The organism is Spirosoma terrae, from assembly GCF_010435915.1.
GTDB classification, from domain to species: Bacteria; Bacteroidota; Bacteroidia; order Cytophagales; family Spirosomataceae; genus Spirosoma; species Spirosoma terrae.
Map to the genome: position 1 here is coordinate 57,322 of NZ_JAAFZH010000014.1, position 22,545 is coordinate 79,866.

Sequence of the window (22,545 nt, forward strand, 5' to 3'; positions counted from 1 at the left end):
ATTTGTTTTGTTACTATTTCGGCTGGCTGATATGAGTTAACCACTCTTGTCAGAACGCATACATATGTGATCCGATCTGGCTACCGAGACTAGCGACAATCCGGTCGTAGTTCAGAGCGGTTTGAAACAAATAAAGAAAGCGCAGGAAGCCGTACTGCAACCTGGGCCAATTTCTGAAACGTAACGGTATTTATAGTTTCTCAGCAATACGTAATTTGGCACTCCGCGCACGTGGGTTACGGGCCACTTCATCAGGCGTTGCTTCAATGGGTTTGCGCGTAATGGAACGTAGCGGCTTTAGTTCATTACCAAATAAATCCTTTTCCACTTCGCCCTGAAACTTGCCTTTATTGATGAAATTCTTCACGAGCCGATCTTCAAGCGAATGGTAAGACATCACTACTAATCGACCTCCTGGCTTTAGTAGATCAGGAACCTGCTCCAGAAACTCTTCCAGTACCTGTAGCTCTTCGTTGACTTCGATACGTAGTGCCTGGAAAACCTGCGCGAAATATTTGTTTTCCTTGCCCCGGGGCGCATAGCGTTGTAGAGCCGCTTTTAAATCGTTTATCGTTTTGATCGGGCGGTTCGAGCGAGCAGAAACGATAGCGCTGGCTGCCGTTCGGGCGTTCGTTATCTCACCATACATGCCCAGAATACGGTGCAAATTAGCCTCGGAATATTCATTCACCACTTCTCTGGCGCTACGTTCGGCATGCTGATTCATCCGCATGTCGAGTTCGGCATCGAAGCGTGTCGAGAAGCCGCGTTCCGGCGTGTCGATCTGGTGTGACGATATGCCTAAGTCCGCTAAAATGCCATCGACCTGCTCCACTTTGTACAGCCGCAGATACCGCTTGATATTGCGGAAATTTGAGGCAACAAAGGTCAGACGAGAATCGTCGATAGCCTGGGCATTGGCGCGTGCGTCGGCATCCTGATCGAAACCAAAGAGCCTGCCGCCTTCGAGTTGGTTTAGGATTTCCCGACTGTGCCCCCCTCCGCCGAACGTAATGTCGACGTAAGTTCCGCCGGTTTGTAGCTGTAAACCGTCAATGCAGGCTTGTAATAAAACCGGTTCGTGGTAATTTGTCATTCAGAAACTAACCTTTATAAGAGGTCGTTATGTTGGACGTTGACGCTCAGTCACTAGACGGCAGAACTAGCCTTCAACAAGGTGTTCTGGGCCAATGACTACAACTGGCATCCTGAATTATAGCAAAACATGAAAAAACTCCTTCCTTTAGCAGCGCTTGCGCTGTTATCCCTGCCATCGGCCTGTTCAGGTCAATCCGCTCCGGCCACTGTTAAACCCGGTACGTATCGGGCCGTTCTGAAAACGCGTGGTGGCGACTTGCCCTTTGGCCTGGATATCCAGCCAACCGCAGGCGATACCAAGACATACGCTGTTTTCGCCTTAAATGGTAGCGAACGGTTGCCAATGGACCAGGCAACTGTTCAGGGCGATTCGATCCGAATCCCGATGGCACTGTTTGATTCGGAATTAATTGCAAAGATAGAGGATAATACGCTCCGTGGCGTCTGGCGTCGACGTCGAGCGCAACAACAGTTCCAATCATTGCCCTTTGAAGCGAAATTCGGAGAAACGTATCGCTTTATAAAAGAGGAAAAGCCAACATCCGTAAACCTGACGGGTAAATGGGCCACTAATTTTGGCAGTAAAACCGGTAAAGTCGATACGGTTAATGCCGTTGGCGTATTCGATCAGAAGGGTAGCAAGCTAAGCGGAACCTTCTTGACACCAACCGGCGATTATCGCTACCTGGATGGTAACGTAGTAGGCGATAGCCTGTTTCTATCTTGTTTCGACGGTTCTCATGTGTATTTGTTCAAAGCCAAACATGATCCGGCTACGAAAACACTAACGGGTGGCTTGTGGGCTGGTATTTCGGGCTACGAATCGTGGGTAGCTCGCTTCGACCCTAAAGCCGACTTGCCCGATGCAGCTACGTTGACCTATTTGAAACCCGGTTCAAAAACACTGAACGTATCGTTTCCTGAGCCTAACGGTAAGGTTGTTTCACTTAACGACCCTCGGTTTAAGAATAAGGTAACGATCGTTCAGATTCTGGGCTCATGGTGCCCAAACTGTATGGACGAAACCAATTTCCTGAGCCCCTGGTACAAACGGAACAAACAACGTGGCGTTGAAATACTGGGGCTAGCGTTTGAGCGCTCAGCGGAAATAGCCGAATCGGGCCCACGAATTGAGCGCATGAAGCAGCGCTTCAAAATTGATTATCCCATCGTATTGGCTGGTACAAACGACAAAGCACAGGCATCTAAAGCGTTACCAGATCTGAACGCCGTGGTGGCTTTTCCTACAACCATCATCATTGATAAGAAAGGACAGGTTCGCCATATCCATACCGGGTTTTCAGGCCCCGGCACGGGCAAATACTACGATCAATACGTAGAAGAATTTAATCGGTTGATTGATAAGCTGGTATCAGAGTAATCAGAACCGGGATTTAGCTGATTTTGGGATTAAACGGATTTTATAGGAACCTAAGCGCTTCTTTGAAGCGAACCAAAAGCTGTTTATTCCCAAAGTCAGCTAAATTTTAGTCCTGATGGTATGCATGCATACTATTTCAAAAAAAATAGTAGATTTACGTTTTGAAATTGGACAGTGTGACACCAGCTATGAAGAAAGAGAAGACTGTAGACTTTCATATAAAATGGGCCTGGCATGCTATTTCACGTATGTACAATGCCTACGCGGGCCGTTTCGACATCACGATGGCAATCGGCTACGTGTTGCTCAATATTGATCTCGATGAAGGTACGCCCGCTACGAAAATTGGGCCTTTGCTGGGGATGGAGCCACGTTCATTGGTCCGGATGCTAAAAAATCTGGAAGAGCGCGGGCTGATTCGGCGTGAAATCGATGGGAACGACAAGCGTTTTGTTCGAATCTATTTAACCGAGGAAGGTAAGGTTAAACGCGAAATGGCCCGCGATGGCGTGATTTTGTTTAATAATATGATTCGCGAGAAGATTCCGCTCGAGAAACTGGTTGTTTTCTTCGACGTAATTAAAGAAATCAACCGCATGGTAGAGGATGAAAACGCGAAGATTAAAGCCTCGGAAATTGAAGAATTGCCGTTGGAGTAATCGCTGAATTACTATGGCCTTAACTATCAATTCCGCAGAAGATCGACTAAAGGCGTTTACGCGGCTGATGAGAATGGCGTCGGTACTATACCATGCTAATCCCAAAAATCCTCCTAAGAATATGAATATTGCTGACGACGATGTACAACACTTGTTAGAAAGTCTTAGTCGGCATAACGTTCAATTTTTGCTGGTGGGGGGAATGGCAGGCGTTATTCATGGCCATGTTCGGACAACGCAGGACATGGATTTATGGATCAAATCGGATGAGCCTAATAAAATAAATCTGATTCGCGCTCTGGAAGAAAACGATGTTGTCGGAGCGGCTTACTTGAAAGATGTTCCGTTAATTTTTGGCTTGACCTCTGTCTCAGTGGGAAAGTACGGCTTCACGCTGGATATGGGCTATAGTCTGAAAGCGTTTCGGGATGTCGATTTTGATACCTGTTACCAACGTGCTATCGACGTTACGTTCGATGGCATATCCTTCAGGGTGATTCAGTTGAATGATTTAATTACGGAGAAACTGGCAACTGGACGAGCGAAAGACATTGGTGACGCAGAGGAGTTAATTAAAATAAAAGGCAGGAATCCGGAGTAGGGTGTGAGTAACCGATTACCCGGAACGTAGTAAATCTGTCAAATACATATTCCTATTATTGAAAACCATGGAAGCAACCCTGGAAAAACCCAAAACGCAGACAAAGAATCGTACCATCCGGCGCGTAGCCGTTTTAGGCTCCGGTATTATGGGCTCTCGTATTGCGGCCCATTTTGCCAATATTGGCGTAGATGTGTTGTTGCTGGATATTGTGCCGAAAGAGCCCACTGGGCCTGAGCAGGCAAAAGGCCTTACAACAGATAGTCCGGCGGTACGTAACCGTATTGTCAACGATGCCTTTCAGACGATGTTGAAAGCCAGTCCGGCCGCGCTCTACAGCCCTAAATTTGCTGACCGGATTAAGCTGGGTAATTTCGACGATAACCTAAACGATATCGCTACGTACGATTGGGTTATTGAGGTAGTTGTTGAACGGTTGGATATCAAACGGTCGGTCTACGAGCGTGTGGAGCAATTCCGGAAACCCGGAACGCTTATTACGTCCAATACGTCGGGGATTCCAATGCACTTGCTAACGGAGGGACGTAGTGACGATTTTCGTCGTAACTTCTGCGGTACGCACTTCTTCAATCCGCCCCGTTATCTGCGTTTGCTGGAAATTATTCCGGGGCCTGATACCGACCCGGCTGTTGTCGATTTTCTGATGAACTACGGGGATCTGTATCTGGGGAAAACGACCGTTTTGTGTAAAGATACGCCCGGCTTCATTGCGAACCGCCTTGGTATTCAGTCGTTGATTCAGACGATTCGGGTGGCCGAAGAACTGGGTCTTACGGTCGAAGAAGTCGACAAGCTGACGGGTCCAGTTGTGGGTCGCCCTAAATCAGGCACGTTCCGCTTGTCGGACGTAGTAGGTCTGGATACGACAGTGAACGTAGCCAGCAACCTCGTCAAAATGGAACACGACGAATCGCGAGCATCCTTTGAGTTACCAGCTTCCGTACAGAAGCTAATGGAAAACAAATGGCTCGGTGATAAGACCGGTCAGGGCTACTATAAGAAAACCAAAGACGATAAGGGGCAAACGCTGATTCTGGCCCTTGATCTAAAAACGTTCGAGTATAAGCCATCAGAGAAAGTCAAATTCGCTACGTTGGAGGGTACGAAATCGATCGACAATCTGAAAAAACGTTTTCCGGTATTGATCGCCGGGAAAGATAAGGCTGGTGAATTCTATCGTCGAACGTTTGCCGATGGGTTCCGCTACGCTACGTATCGAATTCCCGAAATTTCGGATGAACTATATCGGATCGATGCGGCCATTACGGCGGGTTTTGGCTGGCAGCTTGGCCTCTTCGAAACCTGGGACGCTATCGGGCTGAAAAAAGGTGTTGAACTGATTGAGTCATTCGGCCAGAAACCGGCTCAATGGGTATACGATATGGTCGACGCTGGTTTTGACTCGTTCTACACCGTAGAGAATGGCAAGCGGAAGTATTACGATATTCCGAGCAAGAGTTACAAGGCCATTTCGGGAACGGAAACATTCACGATTCTGGAAAATCTGAGCAACAACATAGTCTGGAAGAACGCCGGAGCTAATGTTATCGATCTGGGCGATGGTATTCTGAACGTCGAATTCCGGAGCAAAATGAATACGTTTGGGCCGGAGGTATCGGAAGCGCTCATGAAGGGTATTACGCTTGCCGAGAAAGATTTCCGGGGCCTGGTTGTGGGGAACGATTCTGCCGAAGCCTTCTCCGCCGGAGCCAATCTTGGAACGCTCTTCATGTTTGCCGTTGAGCAGGAGTTCGACGAAGTTAACCTGATGATTGCTCAGTTCCAGAAACTCATTACGCGGCTACGGTATTCGTCTATTCCGGTCATTGTTGCTCCGCATACGCTCACGCTTGGGGGCGGTTGCGAAGCGGTATTACATGCAGACCGCGCCGTTGCCCACGCCGAAAGTTACATCGGCCTGGTAGAAGTCGGCGTTGGATTGATTCCGGCTGGTGGTGGTACGAAAGAAATGGCCGCGCGTGCATCTGACCTCTATCAAACCGGAGATCCTGAACTGAACATTCTACAGAATGTGTTCATGAATATTGCGACGGCTAAAGTATCGACCTCTGCTCAGGAGTCTCGTGAAATGAATTATCTACGTGCGACGGATCAGATTGTGCTGAACCGGAGCCGTTTAATTGTAGAGGCCAAACAGGCGGCTATCGAACTGGCAGAAAATGGGTATACGCAGCCTAAACCACGTACTGATATTAAGGTGCAGGGTAAAACAGGTATTGCCCTATTTAAGGCTGGCATCACGGCTATGCACATGGGCCGTTATATTTCTGATCATGATCGGAAAATTGCCGATAAACTGGCCTATGTGATCTGTGGTGGTGATTTGAGTACTCCCCAGAACGTATCGGAGCAATATTTACTCGATCTGGAACGCGAAGCATTCTTATCGCTGACTGGCGAGAAGAAAACACTTGAGCGTATTCAAAGTCTGCTGACGGGTGGCAAGCCGTTGCGGAATTAAGACGCATTTATTGTAGCAATAAGAAAGGTTAACCACGAGTGGTTAACCTTTCTTATTGCTACACGTTCTCCGCTCGTTTTTCTTTTCGAGCATTTAAATATCCACGAACGACCGTAAACGTAGTAATGGCCAGGAAGAAAATGATGATCCAGTGGACGTAGTTGATAATCCACGGAAATTTCTCGCCAAAATAGAATCCGCCACCCACCAGCGTAAGTACCCAAATAGCCGCGCCAATTACATTATAGAGTAGAAAAAAGCGGGTAGGCATGTGGATAAGCCCGGCCAGGATAGGTGCAAACGTCCGAACAACGGGTAAGAAGCGGGCCACAATTAAAGCCCCGTTACCATAACGAACGAAAGCGTCGCGGGTATCGTCGATGTATTTTTGCTTGAAAAACAGCGAATCAGGCCGGTTTTTAATGCGTGCCCCAAAATAATAGCCTGTCAGGTAACCCGTTAGCGATCCCAGAACGGCAGCGCTGAAAATGCAGAGGAGCAGCAGCCAGAGCGGTACATTCAGAATTTTCGTACCCGCAAATACACCCGATAAAAAAAGCAAATAATCGCCGGGAAGAAAGAAACCGAAAATGATCCCATTCTCCACGAAAATAATAAGCGTAATCAGCACTAGACCACCCGTTCGAATGATCTCTTCTGAATTGAGCAGGTACTGAAAAAAATCAATTATCTGGTGCATGCTGAACTATAGACTAATTGACTGATAGAATAACGTAGCACAGTTTTATCGATTATCCTATCAATCAGTCACTCAAAATTAAAGGTATTCGGCCAACTCAAGCCAGCGATCCGATTTTTCGGAAATGCTTTGGTTGATCTGTTCAATCTCGCGCGACCAGGCCGTTAGTTGCTCATGATGGCCGCCCGTATTTAGTAGATCAATTACTTCGGCTTTACGTTGCTCCAACGATTCGATTTCTTTTTCAAGGGTTTCGTATTCTTTAATTTCCTTGAACGAAAGCTTTTTCTTGGTAGTACTTGTACTGCCGCTTTGCGATGAAACCGCTGGCGTTACCGATTGGTTCTTAGACTTCGCTGAGGTGGCTTTATCATTTTGTGATGTATTCTTGGGCTGGTCATCGCGCCATTCCCTATAGTCGGTGTAATTGCCCGGAAAGTCGCGGACTTTACCCTCACCTTCCATCACAAAAACGTGTTCTACCAGCCGATCCATAAAATAGCGGTCGTGCGTAACGATCAGAATACAGCCCGAAAAATTAAGCAAAAATTCTTCCAGTACGTTCAGCGTCGAAATATCCAGATCGTTGGTAGGCTCATCCAGAATCAGAAAATTAGGATTCTGAACCAATACAAGAAGTAATTGCAGCCGTCGTTTTTCGCCCCCGCTCAACTTGGCGACGTAATCATACTGTTTCGCTCGGTCGAAGAGAAAACGGCTGAGCAACTGACTGGCCGTAACGGTGTCGCCATTGGCCAGTTTCATCACTTCCGCTACGTCCTGTACTACGTCGATAACGCGCTGATTTTCGGGAATGCTCAGCTCATTCTGTGTATAGTACCCAAACTTAACGGTACCGCCCGTTGTGATTTTTCCCGAATCGGGACGTAGCTGCCCGGTCAACATGTTCATGAGCGTGGTTTTGCCCATGCCATTCTTACCGATCAGGCCAACCCGGTCGAATCGCTTGAAGGTATACGTAAAATGATCGAGCAGAACCTTCTCGCCAAACTGCTTACTTAGATTTTCGACTTCAAGGATTTTAGTGCCTAAACGGGAGGTGCGTAAGTTTAGATCAAGGTCACCATCGCTACGTTTGCCGCTGGTTTTATCCTTCAATTCCTCAAAAGCGTCGATCCGATATTGTGCTTTGGTGCCACGCGCTTTTGGCTGTCGACGCATCCACTCCAGCTCGCGCCTGAATGTATTGCGGTCTTTAGCCAACTCAGAAGCGGCTGCCATTTCGCGTTCGTCTTTCTTTTCCAGAAAGTAAGCATAGTTACCCTTGTAGGTGTAGAGTTGACCACCATCCAGTTCCGCGATCTGGTTACAGACACGGTCCAGAAAATAACGGTCGTGAGAAACCATTAATAACGTACCGTTATTGGTATTGAGAAAGCTTTCCAGATATTCAATAGCTTCCAGATCCAGGTGGTTCGTTGGCTCGTCCAGAATGAGTAAGTCGGGGTTCTGAATCAGTACGCGCGCCAGCGCAACTCGTTTACGTTGGCCACCGGATAAAGAACCCACCTGTTGTTCTACGTCCTGAATGCCCAATTCGCCCAGAATTTGCCGGATTTGTGACTCATAATCCCAGGCTTCCTGCTTTTCCATCTCCGACATGGCCCGCTCAAGAGCTGCCTGATCGTTGTGTGCCAAGGCGTGTTCGTAAGCACGTACAGCATCGAGCTGGGCACTTTCGCCCGCCAGCACGACCTCCATGACGGTCAGCGCATCGTTCAGGTCGGGTTGCTGGTCGAGATAGCCAATGCTAATGTCTTTACGATGACTGACAATACCTTCATCGGGAGGCATTGCTCCCGCCAGAATAGATAGTAAGGACGTTTTTCCGGAGCCATTAGCACCGACAATAGCTACTTTATCGCCCCGATTGATGCCAAACGTCAGGTTGCGGAACAGGATGCGGTCGCCGTATGATTTGGTTAGATTTTCGGCTGAAAGGTAATTCATAAGTTATAGTAACCTTCCTCTAATTATTCACGAGGAGGTAAAAGAATCTTTGGTCCTTTAGATTGCGTCAATTGACGGAGCTTTTTAGGCTAAGAGTTAGCTTTATTTAATGTGATTGCTGTGATAGAACACATTACATGAAAAAAATAAAACTGTATTCCCACAAAGGTACAACAAAGCAATCGTTTGTACTTTTACATCTTGTATGTATCCTTTCCCTACTGACCAACAATGCATTTAAAATACCTCGGTGCCGCTTTAGTTGTTGCTAGTCTATCATCCGTTAGCACTCAGGCGCAGACCACTACCGATTTGAAGTCATATACCCAGGTCGTTCCCGGCAGTAATCAGGTTTATGAAATGGTGGCAATCCCCGGTGGAACGTATCTAATGGGTAGTCCTGCCGCAGAAAAAGGCCGTAAGGCTGATGAAGGGCCCCAGCACAAGGTTCAGATTGACCCATTTTATATGGGAAAATACGAAATCACCTGGGATCTGTACGACCTGTTTGCCTTTACCAATATGGAAAAGGAGATGGCAACAAAATACCCTAAAGCCGATGCCAATCTGGCTAAAACCGATGCGACGACCCGCCCTAGCCCACCTTACGTAGACATGTCGTTCGGGATGGGTCGTGCTGGCCATCCGGCCATTAATATGACGCAATATGCGGCTATTAAGTTCTGTGCGTGGCTATACGCCAAAACGGGCGTGTTTTACCGCTTACCGACCGAGGCAGAATGGGAATATGCCTGCCGGGCAAAAACAACCACTCCCTATTCGTTTGGAGCCGATGTAAAGAAATTGGGTGAATATGCCGTTTACAATGGCAATAGTGGGGGAGGCTATAAAAAAGTGGGCACAAAGAAACCCAATCCGTTTGGTTTATATGACATGCATGGCAACGTAATGGAATGGACGCAGGACCAATACATTGAAGACTATTATGCAACGGTTGTCAAGGGAACAACTAAGGAACCTTACGCGCCGACCACTACGCTTTATCCGAACTCGGTTCGGGGTGGATCGTGGGATGATGAGCCGGAGGTGCTTCGGTCGGCAGCGCGTACACCATCGGCACCAGCCTGGAAGGTACTCGATCCGCAAAGCCCTAAGTCTGATTGGTGGCTAACCTCGGCATCGTTTGTTGGCTTCCGTATCGTTCGCCCGGCTAAAACACCCAGCGAAGCCGACATTAAAGCCTATTACGACGTTCAACCGATTAAAGACTACTAATTGATGTATCTAGAATGTATGAAGTATGATATAGGATGTATAAACTAACGAACTAGCTACCTATATACATCCCATATCATACTTCATACATCAATCTCACCTTTCATGCTTATTCTGCTTCTTGGTGCTAATTTGGGCGATCGGGTCGATACGTTACGTAAGGCTGTCTCCTTAATTAAGGAGCGGATCGGTAGCATTGACCAGCAATCTAGCTTGTACAAAACAGCCGCCTGGGGCGTTACGGAACAACCCGATTTTTTGAATCAGGTTGTTCGTATTGATACTGATTTGACGCCTGAATCGGTACTTGAACAAACACAACGTATCGAACAGGAGCTTGGTCGAATACGGCGAGAAAAATGGGGCGCCAGGGCTATTGATATCGATATTTTGTACTACGACCAACGTATCATACTTACCGAAACCTTAACGATTCCGCATCCCTATCTGCATCAGCGCCGTTTTACGCTCGTTCCGCTGGCCGAGGTAGCGCCAGATTTTGTTCATCCCGTTTTACAAAAAACAACGTTGGAGCTGCTGGCTGGCTGTGAGGATACGGGCGAGGTAGAAATTTTTAATTTGTAAATAATAGAGCCTCTCCGCTGAAAACATAGTACCTTTGCCGCCAGTTTGTTATCATTTTCTTAAAATCACCACCGATTATGTCTGCCACGCTTGACACCGTGAGTTTGTTAGCCGACCGCATCAACGCGCTGGAGGAATCGTCCACGCTGGCGATGACCAAAAAAGCACGTGAATTGGCCGCTCAGGGCCACAAAGTAATCAGCCTGAGTGTCGGAGAGCCGGATTTTAAAACTCCTCAACACATTTGCGAGGCCGCTAAGAAAGCCATTGATGATGGTTTCCACGGCTATTCGCCCGTTGCGGGTTATCCTGATCTTCGCAAAGCCATTGCTGATAAGTTCAAGCGCGATAATAATATTGACTGGAAGCCTGAAAATATTGTTGTTTCTACCGGCGCTAAACATTCGCTGGCCAACGTCATTCAGGTGCTGATTAATCCAGGCGACGAAGTAATTATTTTCTCGCCTTACTGGGTTAGTTATTCTGAAATGGTAAAACTGGCTGAAGGAAAAGCCGTAGTTGTCGACGGTTCGTTTGAGAACAATTTCAAAGTAACCCCCGAGCAGTTTGAAGCAGCCATTACCGATCGCACGAAGATTGTTATGTATGCTTCTCCAAATAATCCGACTGGCTCGATTTATTCAGAAGCTGAACTTCGCGCTATTGCCGACGTAGTGGCTCGCCACGAAAACGTGTACGTACTGGCCGATGAAATTTATGAGTATATCAATTTCACACCAGAAGGACATTTCAGTATTGGCTCCATTCCCGAAATTGCTGAGCGTGTTATTACCGTTAATGGCGTAGCGAAAGGCTTTGCTATGACGGGTTGGCGTATTGGTTATATCGGTGCTGCTAAATGGATTGCCGATGGCGTGGAGAAACTGCAGGGTCAGGTAACGTCAGGCACAAACTCGATTGCCCAGAAAGCTACCGTTGCAGCCTTGACTGGAACCCTTGAACCGTCGCTGGAGATGACGAAAGCATACCATCGTCGTCGCGATCTGGTTGTAAAATTGCTGAAAGAAGTTCCTGGCTTCCGCACCAACGTACCGGAAGGAGCCTTCTATGCCTTCCCGGATATTAGCTATTACTACGGCAAATCTGATGGTACAACAACCATTCAGAATTCTGACGATTTTGCAGGATGGCTGCTGAGCACCGCTTACGTAGCAACGGTTGCCGGATCGGGTTTTGGAGCACCTAACTGCCTGCGTATTTCAACAGCTGCTTCCGACGAATCACTTGTCGAAGCGGTGCAACGTATCAAAGACGCAGTTGCGACGTTGAAATAACGGAGGACATATAAAAGCAGCAATGCCGATTAAGGTGAACGTTCATCTTAATCGGCATTGCTGCTTTTAGCTTTTATCAGCCACCAATTGGAACCACTAGCTTTACACTAACATTGCGACCCATGTTGAACACGCCGTGCCGACCCGTAGCTTCATTAATGCCGAAGTATTTCAGCCGGTTCTGATGACTCTGATACGCTACGTCGAACAGGTTCTGTAGGGTTACGTATAGCGAAAAAAGCGTACGGCCATTGGTATTGATTATGTCGCTACCAGCCCCCAGATTAATTAAGGTGTAAGCAGGTGTCTGAGTTTCTGTGCCATAGGCTAACAAGGCCTGATTTTGCCGCCAGTTGTGTTCCAGCTCAACCGATGCGTACATATTCCGCCAATGGTTTCCCGCTTCAGCTTTTGTGAGTTTAACCTGCGCAATAACGCGTGGAGGAGGTAAAAAAGGTAAATAACGAGTTGAATCGGTCGTCGATGACAAATTGCGTGAACGTACCAACGAATATGACCCCGTAAAATGGAACCACCGAACGGTATGCGGATTGACCGTTAGTTGTGCTTCGCCACCGTACAGAACTGCGTCGCCCTGTGTGTATCGATACGTCAGAATGGGCCGCGCCGGATCAACGATGGAGTCTCGGCCAAACCGATCCAGAACTTTCTCGGAATACGTGTAATTGTTGATTCGGTTTTGAAACAAGCTAGCCGTAATCGATACGTCCTGCGACTCGTAATTGATGCCTAAATCGGTCTGAAACGATGTTTCGGATTTCAGGTTCGGACTACCGATTTCGTATCGGAACGTACCAGCATGCTCGCCATTGGCCGATAGCTCTGGTGTTGATGGAGCCCGGAAGCCTCGGCCAATATTAGCTTTGATGATCCAGCGACTCGATAAATTATACGTAGCACCCAGACTGGCCGTTGGGTTCGAATACGTCTTGTTCAGTCCCTGGAAGCGTATCTGTCCCCCAGCAATGGGTTTTTCGCTGAACACTCCCTCACTGTCGGCATAGAGCTGATTGATTTCCATTTTTCGGATATCCATACGGACTCCTCCGTTGATTGTCATCCGATCCGTTTTTTTCTGCGCAAAGAGGAAAAGACCATTATCCAGCGAACGATAACCCGGATAGAGAACCTGTAGACCTTGGTTCTGATTTTTCTGCCACAACCCATTGGCCCCAATGGTGAAATCCCAGCCATTTTTACCCCCAAAATAGTATTTCAGGTCGTAGAAGACATTCTGTAAATAGAAATACAAAGCGGGCTGGCCCGGCGTGAGCGTACTGGCAAATTCCTGCCGACGGTTCTGGCTATAGCTGACAATAGCGGATAAATTACCTCCGCCGAGTTTGGCGAACGTATTCCACGATGTTTTGAAATTGTTCAGATTCTGATAGTTTGATGGATCAATCATTCGGCTGCGTAAATCCGCATCGGTAGTAGGGACCAGGGCTTCGGAATCGGCGGCTACCCGAACGAGTTTCGTAAAGCGACCGGTTGGATCGCGTTCGCCGGTAACGATATTAATGTCCTGATGCCAGTTTGATACGTATAGTTGCGAATAGCCCCATTTGCGATTAATACCAATTGTTCCGTTTATATCGAATTCGCGGTAAGCCGAGCCATAAACACGACCATCGTATTGATTGCGGTAGTTACCAGCGCTTTTGGTGCTGACACGCACACGGCCAAATAGTCCTTTTCGGCTGCTTCCTTCTACCACGCCCGATAAGCCAATCATACCATTATTACTTTGGTAGTTCGTCAGGATTTGCCCGCGGATAACACCCGCTTCCGGTGGGCGAGCTGAAATGAGACTCATCACACCGCCCAGGCCATCGGAACCATACAGCAAACTTCCGGCTCCTTTGATGATTTCGTAGCGATCAATGCTGTATTCGTCAACCTGTAAGGCATGTTCTTCACCCCACTGATTATCTTCCTGCCGAACACCATCGTGGACCGTAATGACTCGGTTAAAGCCTAATCCACGAATAACAGGTTTCGAAAGACCGACCCCGGTTGTGATTTGCGACATCCCCGGCAATTTCACCACGGCATCGACCAGGTTGGTAGAACTCGTCTGGAGCCACTGAATTTTATTGTATGTCATTATAGGAATCGGACTGTCTTTAACGGTAGAGCCCGTAGTTAATCCCGTCACGACTACTTCCTGAAGTTGTGATACGTCTGGGTCGAGAGAAAAGTTGATGGTTGTTTCCCCCGTGGCGATACGTATTGTTTGGGTTTGAGTTTTATAGCTTAGAAAACGGGCTTCGATTTTGTGCACACCGGCGGGAATATCAGTGATTCTGTAGTGTCCCGTATTGTCAGTCAGCGTCCCTTTTTTCAGGCCTGGGAAATATATAGTCACGCCGATAAGTGGTTCCTGAGAGCTTTTATCAATGGCTGTACCGGAAATAACTGTCTGAGCTGCCACCAGACCCGGCAGCAGCATAAAAATAAGGAATAATAGAGGCATGTAACGTTGGTTATCGTTTGGTAAATGAACAGGCTGTATACGCACGCAATACCACGCCAGTGAACTCTACAGAATTCACCAGCGGAATTGTATTCGGGTTAAGCGACAAGAAGGAATCAGACCAAACGAGCGGGTGGGCCGCGATGACGAAATGCGAAATGAGAAGAGACAAAATGGAAATGCTTTACTGCGCGTCCATTGCTATTGAATAGGACGACCGTAAGCAGCAGCGGCACCCAGATTACGAAGTCTGGATTGGCATAAATCGCATTGGCAATGCCGTCGAGCCAGATTAATTCATCACGACTGTGTGCGTGCTGGGGAAATTGGGACCCGGAAGACTTGTAAGGGTGCGCATGACAGATAATTGTGCCGTCGGACAATCGGTGGGCATGGCGAAACGCAACTCCATTGGTCAGTACTGCTATGTACAGCCCAAGTAGAAAGCGTGCTATTCCAAACCGAAAATTTTGTAACCGAAACACAATTATTTTGTATTGAGAATCAATCTAATAGGTAAAAATATCCAATGATTATGATTTAATCACTAATTAATGGTTTATCAATTTTACGGTTGTAGATCTTGGCACCAAAATTGATTAATTTTGAAAAAGAGGGTCAATCAATAAGAATTCCATAGAATTAGAGGGGAGTGAATCCAAAGGGAGTGAATTTTTTCGATAAACGTCTTGTTTTTGGATTGATCTAAGTTTTATTTTGAATATGAAAAGTTTTTTGTGTTTGAATAGAACTTATATTTGTTACTAAATATAAATACCGTTAACTTAATCTAATAAATTACCTTTGAACCAATGAGAAAATTTCGTTTGTACATGATTTTCCAGTGGGTATTCTTTCTACCCGTTATTTTGCCACTGTGCATTGCTTTCGGTGCGCTACGTGGTGCTGCTCAAATGGCCGAACGAGTAATGGAGCAAATTAAGGCCGATGTACTATCACAAAGCGAAACACAACCTACAATGGATTAACTAATTATGGGCTATATAAACATAGAAGAGCCAACGTTCTTTATAAGGGCAGTTGGCTCTTTTTTATTGGCTTTGTGAGTCATTTATATATAGATATACATACTAATACCAGTAAGCTTTTGATTAAAGTATACTATTAAAGTAGATAATTGTCCGGTTGCTAGTCTGAGCAAGCGTATTTGAACCGGAAAATGTGTTAAATTTACCGTCCGTTATCCTCCGTCTTGTATCAGCGACACATAATTGACTTATGGCAGTACTAACAGATTTTGTCCGTTCAAATTCAACTGAACCACATCGTATCCGTACGCGGCAAATCCTGAAATCCCATCCTGAAATTAAAAAACTGATTGGCCAGAAAAACCCCAGCACATTCTGGATCATTCTTGGCTGTGTATCTCTCATGACTGGCATCGCTTATTTGGTTCGTGATCAGTCCTGGTGGATTGTAGTAGCGGCTGCCTGGTTTATCGGTGCGTTTCCGGCTCATACGCTGTTCGTCTGTATTCACGAAGCTGCGCATAATCTGATCTTCCGCAAACCTGCGGCTAACATGTGGGCTGCTATCCTGGCTAATTTGCCGACTGTGTTGCCAACAGCATTGTCGTTCAAAAATTTCCATATCAAACACCATGCTTTTCAGGGTGTACATGAGTTGGACGCTGATTTGCCAGACTGGTACGAAGCAAAACTGATCAACAATTACTCGATAGGCAAAGCACTTTGGTTATTGTTCTTCCCCATTTTTCAGGCGATCCGAACGATACGTTGCCGGGAGCTGGCTGTTATCGATAAATGGGTAGCTGCCAACATCATTGTACAGCTGGCCTTTGACGTATTGATCGTTACGTTGTTTGGCTGGAAAGCGCTGGTCTTTTTGCTATTATGTCTGTTTTTCTCGGTAGGTTTTCATCCACTGGGAGCCCGCTGGATTCAGGAACACTATCTAACACTTGACCCGGAGCAGGAAACCTATAGTTATTACGGCCAGTTAAACGGCGTAAACCTGAACGTTGGCTTTCACAACGAGCACCACGATTTCCCGTCTATTCCCTGGAATAAACTGCCAGAAATTAAGAAAACGGCTCCCGAGTATTACGATACCTTGAAATACCATACGTCTTACGTTCGTTTATTTTTCCGCTTTCTGTTCGATCAGGAAATTTCGTTGTATTCGCGAATTGTTCGTAAAGAACGTGGACGCGTAACGGTTGCGGATCAGTCGAAACCAGATATTGAATTTGTTGAATCGCAGGATTATCCAGCTAAGGTGACTGCGTAAAAATTGGCTATAGATACAAACATGAGTCATCCCGAATTTTGGGTCTGACTAACAAAGCGAAAACCTCCTGAACTTTGTGGTCGCCAAACTACAAAACAGGAGGTTTTCTCATGAATACTACTGCAAAACAAACCAATTCTGAGCAAGAATGGCCACCATCAGTGGCCCTTTTTTATCAACAGCGCCTGACCCAGTTCACCCAAAGCATTCTTGATGAGTTGACTGCCTTGATAGATGTGCGGCTAGTACGCACATTTAGCCAACTGCTGATTACCTTGCTACGCTTTCGGCACCGAAATAATGGCCTGCTTTTGAGTGAATTAGGTGAACATCTGCTCTCCGCTCGTCAAGCCCCAGCGGGCACCAAACGAATCGCCAATCTGTTAAGATGCCCCCATTGGAGTCATACCTTAATTCAGAAAGGTATTCGGGCCAAAGCCCAGACGTTTTATGAGCAACTTCATCAACAAGGGCAACGCGTGTTGGTGCTCTGGGATGAAAGTGTGATGGAAAAACCAGAGACACTGGCCAGTGAGGATATGGGCGCTGTGCGTAGTAGTAAAGCCCGCCGACTTAAACGCATTCGACCCGGCTACTTCAACCCACCAGATGGCAAACCTATTTGTGTACCTGGCCTAGAGTGGTTAGGCATCTTATTGGCGGGTACGAGCGGAGCTCCTTGCCTCTATGAGTTTGAGTGGTGGACCAGACGAGGTGAGCATGCCCGTCAACGGGCGGATGTCCTCAAGGAGACGTTGAGCGAACTGACCGAGCGTTTTGGTCAGAGTGTCTTGCATGTCTTTGATCGAGGCTATGCTTCTCAGGCTTGGTTAGGGAAGTTATTGACAGCCAAGCTGAGGGGGCTCATCCGGTGGCAAACCCATTATCACTTGCTCAATCAGGCAGGTGTCTCCATAAAAACCTGGGAGCTAATCCGGGGCAAACGCTCGGTCGATCATCGGCTAGTCTACGATGCGGTCCACAAGTGTCATCGAAAAACAGGTATTGTCTACCAGCCTGTACGGCATCCGGCTTACCCTGATGTGCCCCTATAGTTGATTGTGTCCCGGCCTGGCAAGGGCCGTTCGCCTTGTTATCTACTTACTAATGAGGTCGTTGATTCGGTGGACTCAGCCTGGCAAATGGTGTTTGCCTACGCCCGCCGGTGGCAGATTGAAACGGCCTTCCGCTATACTAAATCGGAACTGGCTTTAGAATCTCCTCGCTTGTGGTTTTGGGAAAACCGACTTAAGTTGATGATGATCGTCGCTTTGTTATACGGCTTTTTACTTTCCTTACTACGGGCTGAGCTTAGCCACTGGCAACAACTACTCTTGGGGATGGGTTGCCACCGAACTGGAAAGCGGTGCCGAGAAGCCTCAGCACCGCTTTACCGAATCCGAATTGCCTTCACCCACTTATGGGCTCAAAATTCGGGATGACTCATGTTTGTGTATAAGAATGGTTAGGCGGTATTTTAGGCAGTTATAAAAAAGCCATCCTACCCTTGAGGACAACATGGCTTTTATAAGAATACCTAAAGAGCTTTAGAGCTTAGCTTTTCCTGATTCCAGGAACGTAACGAAGTTTTCGATACTACGGTCGTAGTTTTTAGGAGCTACCAATAGCTTACCATTGCTGTCAACGAGGCAATAGTGCGGTTGGGCGTTGTTATTGTATTTCGTGATTTGCAGATCCGCATTCTGCGCGCCAATGGTTTTCTTAACCTTCTGATCGTAGGTCGATGTATACCATTCTGATTCGGGCAGTTCTGTTTTGTCATCAACATACAGAGCAATAAGCACAAAGTCGTTTTGAAGGCGTGACAAAACGGTTGGGTCTGACCAAACCCGTGCTTCCATTTCACGACAATTAACGCACCCGTGACCGGTGAAATCAATGAAAACTGGCTTGTTTACTTTTTTCGCATAAGCGAGCCCCTGTTTATAATCGAAGAACCCCTGGAGGCCGTGGGGCAAATGAAACAGGTTGGCGTATTTAGGCGTTTCCCCTAACGAATTGGACGCTGATACGTTAGCTGTGGGACGATTATGCAGGTTGAAATCCTGGGTGGATTCGGGTGGTAAATAACCAGACAGGGCTTTCAGGGGAGCACCCCACAATCCAGGAATCATGTATACTACGAAGGACAACGTAACAATCGCGAGCAATAATTTCTGAACGCTGATGAATTTGACTTCGCTATCGTGCGGTAAACGAATTTTGCCTAGGAAATAAAACCCGAGCAAGGTGAATATAACGATCCACATCGCCAGGAAAACTTCGCGGTCGAGTAAGCCCCAGTGATAAACCTGATCGGCCACACTCAGAAATTTCAGGGCCAGGGCTAATTCCAGAAAGCCAAGCACTACTTTCACCGAATTTAACCAGCCACCCGAACGAGGCAGGTTTTTAAGCCATTGTGGAAAAGCCGCAAATAAGGTGAAGGGTACAGCAAAAGCCGATGAAAACGCGGCCATACCCAGAATAGGCTTGACTACTTCGCCACCTGCCGACGCTACCAGCAGGCTTCCTACAATTGGACCCGTACAGGAAAAAGATACCAGCACCAACGTAAAAGCCATGAAGAAGATACCGAGAATACCCCCTTTTTCGGAGCGGGCGTCGGCCTGGTTGATCAGCGAGTTTGGGAGGACAATCTCAAAAAGCCCTAAAAACGACAGACCAAAAACAAAGAAGATTGCAAAAAACAGAATGTTAGGAAGCCAGTGGGTGCTAACGAAATTGGCAAAAGCGGGCCCATTAATACGGGATACCACTGTGCCCACAATGACATAAATACCGATAATAAACGCTCCGTAAAGAAGTGCTTTCCATTGACCGCCTTCCTGGTTAGTAAAATAGCTGACGGTGGCCGGAATGATCGGGAAAACGCAGGGTGTCAGCAAAGCAACTAAACCGGATAGAAAAGCGGCCAGCATAAAGCCAAGTAAGGAACCGTTGTCAGCCGTTGCCGATTCATTCAGCGTCTGTTCTGGTCTTTTTAGGGCTTCAACAACCGTTGGTTCTTCGGCTGTTCCACTTTGTGCAACGGCAGTGTCGGCATCGGGTGTGGTAGCCGCAACGGCCGTTTCTGTATTGGTAGTAGTTACGTCCGATGTAGCCTGAGGAGTAGCTGCCACAGCAGCGGTGGTGGTGGGCGGTCCGCTAACCGTTAAACCAGTAATAGCAAAATCTTCATTTCCTGGTATGCATTGACCATCGCTGTCTGTACAGACCTGGTATTCAAGTGTTCCGCTTATGGTCGGGTTTTCTTTTAAGACCTTTATTTTTTGCACGAATTGAGCTGGACCGTGCATTTGATATACATCGCCCTCAAAAACCTCTTCGTACTTAGTTTCCACCTTACTAGCAGGCTTTACCTTGCCTACTAACTCATAAGATGCATGCGGTGTAAAGTTGAAAACAGTGGGTAAGGGGCCTCCGTCTAGCTTTGGATTAACGTCGGATGAGAAAATATGGTATCCGGCCTTAATAGTTGCCGTAAATCGTACTTCGATTATTTCTCCGATTTTGGCGGATGGCTTGGCTGGCTTATATGTCCATGTTGCGGGCTTGATAATTTGCGAGAACGTAGCAAGAGGCAGCAACAGCCCCACAACAAGTGCGAGAATAGATTTCATACCGCTTTGGGTAAGTGATGGTTTGTTTGAACAACAGAAATCCCGCAAAAATATTTCCATAAAAACCAATAGTCGCCAAACAATGACAGTTTTATCGATATAACTGCCAGCGTTTGACGACTAATAAATTTAAATTCTACGGTCAGTAGGTGAATACTATCGGATTTAATTCATCCTGCGGGCCACCGCCAATCGGGGCATTGTTAAGCCATTTGGCATGGTCGGCTACCTGATAGGGATTGCGTGGCTCGATAATACGTTGATCGTTATCCATGTAAATCATGGTCATAACTTTGCGAGGGCGGTCTGATACGTTCGGCCCTGCCCGGTGAAACGTCCAGCCAGCATGATAACTAACTTCGCCAAGATCGAATGGCGTATCGTGTACGGTAAAGTTTTGCCGCTGTAGTTCGTCCGATAACGTTTTCTCACTCTCGTCACTAATCTCTATATCGCGGCCAATTGCTACGTGCTGGCTACCTTCTGCGAACGCCAGTGGCCCCATCTCCATCGGGGTTTCCTGTAAAGGAATCCATACCGTTACGGTATGAGGGGAGGCTAAAGGCCAGTAAAATTGATCGGCATGCCAGGGCGTAATCCCTCCCGACGGTTCTTTGTATAAAGCCTGATCGTGATAAATACGGACACCTTCGACGCCCATCAGGTCCGCAGCAATTTTAGCTAACCGTTTTGAAAAAACGAACTCCCTGGCTCGGTCATCCTCGCGCCATAGATTCATAATCTGCAGGAATGCTCGTTCATACGTAGTACGTTCTTCCATTGGTTTTATAAGCGTATTCAGGCGAAAAACCAGCTCCGTGATAATATCGCCATAATAGTCCAGTACCCTTGGGCTCAGTACGTGTTTTAATTTGACGAAGCCGTTTTTTCGGTAAAACGAAATGGCTTCCTGGCTGACTTCGTAAGGCGTATCGAGTTCGTTGAGTAAGTCTGTTTTGTCGATAATGGCTTCCATAAAACTAGATAAGGTTGGGTTACAAGGACCAATACAAAAATATATACTTGTTAAGAGTCTAGGTAGGACGGTTTTATCTTATTTGTATTTAATTTTGACCTGTTGCGGGTTTATTGATATGAATGAGAGTTAAAATAGGATGATAAATGAGGGCTTTATTTGAGAAGCTAACTTTTGGAGAGCAAAGTTCTGTGCTCGTACGGCAATTTAAATTACCCTATTTCGATGCGCCCTGGCATTATCATCCAGAGTATGAACTGACGTATATCGTGCAGGGCTACGGACGGCGGTTTGTTGGGGATCATGTTGAGTCGTTTCAGGCTGGTGATTTAGTATTAGTAGGACCTGATCTGCCTCATTTCTGGCGGAGCGACGACGAATTCTATCAGGGAAAAGCAGAGTTGCAGTCGGAGTCGATTGTTGTGCAGTTTCCGAATGATTTTATACAGCAGGGGCTGGCGACGGTTCCTGAAGCCATGGTTGTACGACAATTACTGGATCGATCTCGCTACGGACTACGGTTTAGTTCGTCGAGTATCGGCGCTATAGTTGATCAACTGGAGCGTCTTCCTCAGAAAACAGGTCTGCTACCACTTCTTGGCCTGTTAGAGATTTTAAACGAACTTAGCAATGATCGAGACGCTACGTTGCTGGCTAGTGATGGATATCAGCTCGCGCCCAGCGCTGCTGAAACGGAGCGAATGAAACGGGTATTCGACCATATGCTGAACCATTTTCGGGAGGAAATTAGAGTAGAGCAGATTGCGTCGGTGGCGGGCATGGCAGAGGCTGCGTTCTGCCGTTATTTTAAGAAGAGAACCCGTAAATCGTTTGTGGAATACTTAAATGAACTACGTATCAGTCATGCCCGGAAACTGTTAACTGATTTTGATCTGAGCATCAGCCAGGTTGGACTGGAGTGCGGATTCAACAATAGTTCTCATTTTCATCGTCAGTTTAAACTCCACACGGGTGTAACTCCGTTGCATTACCAGACTATGGCACGACAAAAATGAAGAGGCTACCGATGTAACAGGAAATATCAGGAAAAAGTAGAGGGTGTGGTAAATAGGCATTATTGCCCGGTAAATTTCATTCTGATAGGCATTAAAGAGGTTGATCTATAGT

General features: G+C 46.9%; 19 protein-coding genes. 12 read left to right on the forward strand and 7 right to left on the reverse strand.

What is annotated here, in order from left to right; genetic code table 11:
• Positions 1-190 precede the first annotated feature (190 nt).
• Entirely contained in the window at positions 191-1,096 is a 906-nt protein-coding gene (rsmH, locus tag GK108_RS23830; RefSeq protein WP_163953911.1) for a 16S rRNA (cytosine(1402)-N(4))-methyltransferase RsmH, read from the reverse strand.
• A gap of 129 nt (positions 1,097-1,225) precedes the next feature.
• Between rsmH and GK108_RS23835 the strand changes: the two genes are divergently transcribed.
• The 4 genes from GK108_RS23835 to GK108_RS23850 all read left to right on the forward strand — a co-directional run bounded on the left by GK108_RS23835 (position 1,226) and on the right by GK108_RS23850 (position 6,242).
• Positions 1,226-2,479 carry a peroxiredoxin family protein gene (locus GK108_RS23835; protein ID WP_163953913.1) on the forward strand — a complete coding sequence of 418 codons (1,254 nt, stop codon included), beginning with the start codon at positions 1,226-1,228 and terminating at the stop codon, positions 2,477-2,479.
• A gap of 188 nt (positions 2,480-2,667) precedes the next feature.
• Positions 2,668-3,138 (forward strand): MarR family winged helix-turn-helix transcriptional regulator, encoded by a 471-nt coding sequence (locus GK108_RS23840; RefSeq protein WP_163953915.1) that lies wholly within the window; start codon positions 2,668-2,670, stop codon positions 3,136-3,138.
• Positions 3,139-3,151: 13 nt separating this feature from the next.
• Complete coding sequence (locus GK108_RS23845; protein WP_246225131.1) at positions 3,152-3,739, forward strand: nucleotidyltransferase; 588 nt, start codon at positions 3,152-3,154, stop codon at positions 3,737-3,739.
• A 67-nt stretch (positions 3,740-3,806) separates the two neighbouring features.
• The gene (locus tag GK108_RS23850) at positions 3,807-6,242 is read left to right on the forward strand and encodes a 3-hydroxyacyl-CoA dehydrogenase/enoyl-CoA hydratase family protein (protein ID WP_163953917.1); all 2,436 of its coding nucleotides are present in this window, start codon (positions 3,807-3,809) and stop codon (positions 6,240-6,242) included.
• 58 nt (positions 6,243-6,300) lie between these two features.
• Here the strand turns inward: GK108_RS23850 and GK108_RS23855 are convergent, their stop codons facing one another.
• Together GK108_RS23855 and GK108_RS23860 are read right to left on the reverse strand one after the other, a co-directional pair.
• Positions 6,301-6,942 carry a DedA family protein gene (locus tag GK108_RS23855; RefSeq protein WP_163953919.1) on the reverse strand — a complete coding sequence of 214 codons (642 nt, stop codon included), beginning with the start codon at positions 6,940-6,942 and terminating at the stop codon, positions 6,301-6,303.
• Positions 6,943-7,020: 78 nt separating this feature from the next.
• Positions 7,021-8,913: an ABC-F family ATP-binding cassette domain-containing protein gene (locus GK108_RS23860; RefSeq protein WP_163953921.1), complete on the reverse strand. Its 1,893-nt coding sequence runs from the start codon at positions 8,911-8,913 to the stop codon at positions 7,021-7,023.
• A gap of 231 nt (positions 8,914-9,144) precedes the next feature.
• Here GK108_RS23860 and GK108_RS23865 point away from each other — a divergent pair, with 231 nt between their 5' ends.
• The 3 genes from GK108_RS23865 to GK108_RS23875 all read left to right on the forward strand — a co-directional run bounded on the left by GK108_RS23865 (position 9,145) and on the right by GK108_RS23875 (position 12,029).
• A complete protein-coding gene (locus tag GK108_RS23865) occupies positions 9,145-10,149 on the forward strand; it encodes a formylglycine-generating enzyme family protein (RefSeq protein ID WP_163953923.1) in 1,005 nt (334 codons plus the stop codon).
• A 105-nt stretch (positions 10,150-10,254) separates the two neighbouring features.
• Positions 10,255-10,734 (forward strand): 2-amino-4-hydroxy-6-hydroxymethyldihydropteridine diphosphokinase, encoded by a 480-nt coding sequence (gene folK / locus GK108_RS23870; protein ID WP_163953925.1) that lies wholly within the window; start codon positions 10,255-10,257, stop codon positions 10,732-10,734.
• Positions 10,735-10,811: 77 nt separating this feature from the next.
• Positions 10,812-12,029: a pyridoxal phosphate-dependent aminotransferase gene (locus tag GK108_RS23875; protein ID WP_163953927.1), complete on the forward strand. Its 1,218-nt coding sequence runs from the start codon at positions 10,812-10,814 to the stop codon at positions 12,027-12,029.
• Positions 12,030-12,105: 76 nt separating this feature from the next.
• Here GK108_RS23875 and GK108_RS23880 read toward each other — a convergent pair whose 3' ends face one another.
• A complete protein-coding gene (locus GK108_RS23880) occupies positions 12,106-14,526 on the reverse strand; it encodes a TonB-dependent receptor (protein WP_163953929.1) in 2,421 nt (806 codons plus the stop codon).
• 116 nt (positions 14,527-14,642) lie between these two features.
• Positions 14,643-15,011, reverse strand: a complete 369-nt coding sequence (locus GK108_RS23885) for a hypothetical protein (protein WP_163953931.1) — start codon at positions 15,009-15,011, stop codon at positions 14,643-14,645.
• Positions 15,012-15,338: 327 nt separating this feature from the next.
• Between GK108_RS23885 and GK108_RS23890 the strand changes: the two genes are divergently transcribed.
• From GK108_RS23890 to GK108_RS31345, 4 genes are all read left to right on the forward strand, one after another.
• The gene (locus GK108_RS23890) at positions 15,339-15,515 is read left to right on the forward strand and encodes a hypothetical protein (protein WP_163953819.1); all 177 of its coding nucleotides are present in this window, start codon (positions 15,339-15,341) and stop codon (positions 15,513-15,515) included.
• A gap of 250 nt (positions 15,516-15,765) precedes the next feature.
• A complete protein-coding gene (locus GK108_RS23895) occupies positions 15,766-16,797 on the forward strand; it encodes a fatty acid desaturase (RefSeq protein ID WP_163953934.1) in 1,032 nt (343 codons plus the stop codon).
• Positions 16,798-16,907: 110 nt separating this feature from the next.
• A complete protein-coding gene (locus GK108_RS23900; RefSeq protein WP_246225133.1) occupies positions 16,908-17,852 on the forward strand; it encodes a hypothetical protein in 945 nt (314 codons plus the stop codon).
• A 6-nt stretch (positions 17,853-17,858) separates the two neighbouring features.
• On the forward strand, positions 17,859-18,239 hold the full coding sequence (locus GK108_RS31345) for a hypothetical protein (RefSeq protein WP_246225135.1): 381 nt from the start codon (positions 17,859-17,861) through the stop codon (positions 18,237-18,239).
• Between the two features lie 105 nt (positions 18,240-18,344).
• Here the strand turns inward: GK108_RS31345 and GK108_RS23905 are convergent, their stop codons facing one another.
• Entirely contained in the window at positions 18,345-20,441 is a 2,097-nt protein-coding gene (locus GK108_RS23905) for a protein-disulfide reductase DsbD family protein (RefSeq protein WP_163953937.1), read from the reverse strand.
• Between the two features lie 142 nt (positions 20,442-20,583).
• On the reverse strand, positions 20,584-21,417 hold the full coding sequence (locus GK108_RS23910; protein ID WP_163953939.1) for a phytanoyl-CoA dioxygenase family protein: 834 nt from the start codon (positions 21,415-21,417) through the stop codon (positions 20,584-20,586).
• A 146-nt stretch (positions 21,418-21,563) separates the two neighbouring features.
• Here GK108_RS23910 and GK108_RS23915 point away from each other — a divergent pair, with 146 nt between their 5' ends.
• Positions 21,564-22,433, forward strand: a complete 870-nt coding sequence (locus GK108_RS23915) for a helix-turn-helix domain-containing protein (RefSeq protein ID WP_163953942.1) — start codon at positions 21,564-21,566, stop codon at positions 22,431-22,433.
• Positions 22,434-22,545: the final 112 nt, after the last annotated feature.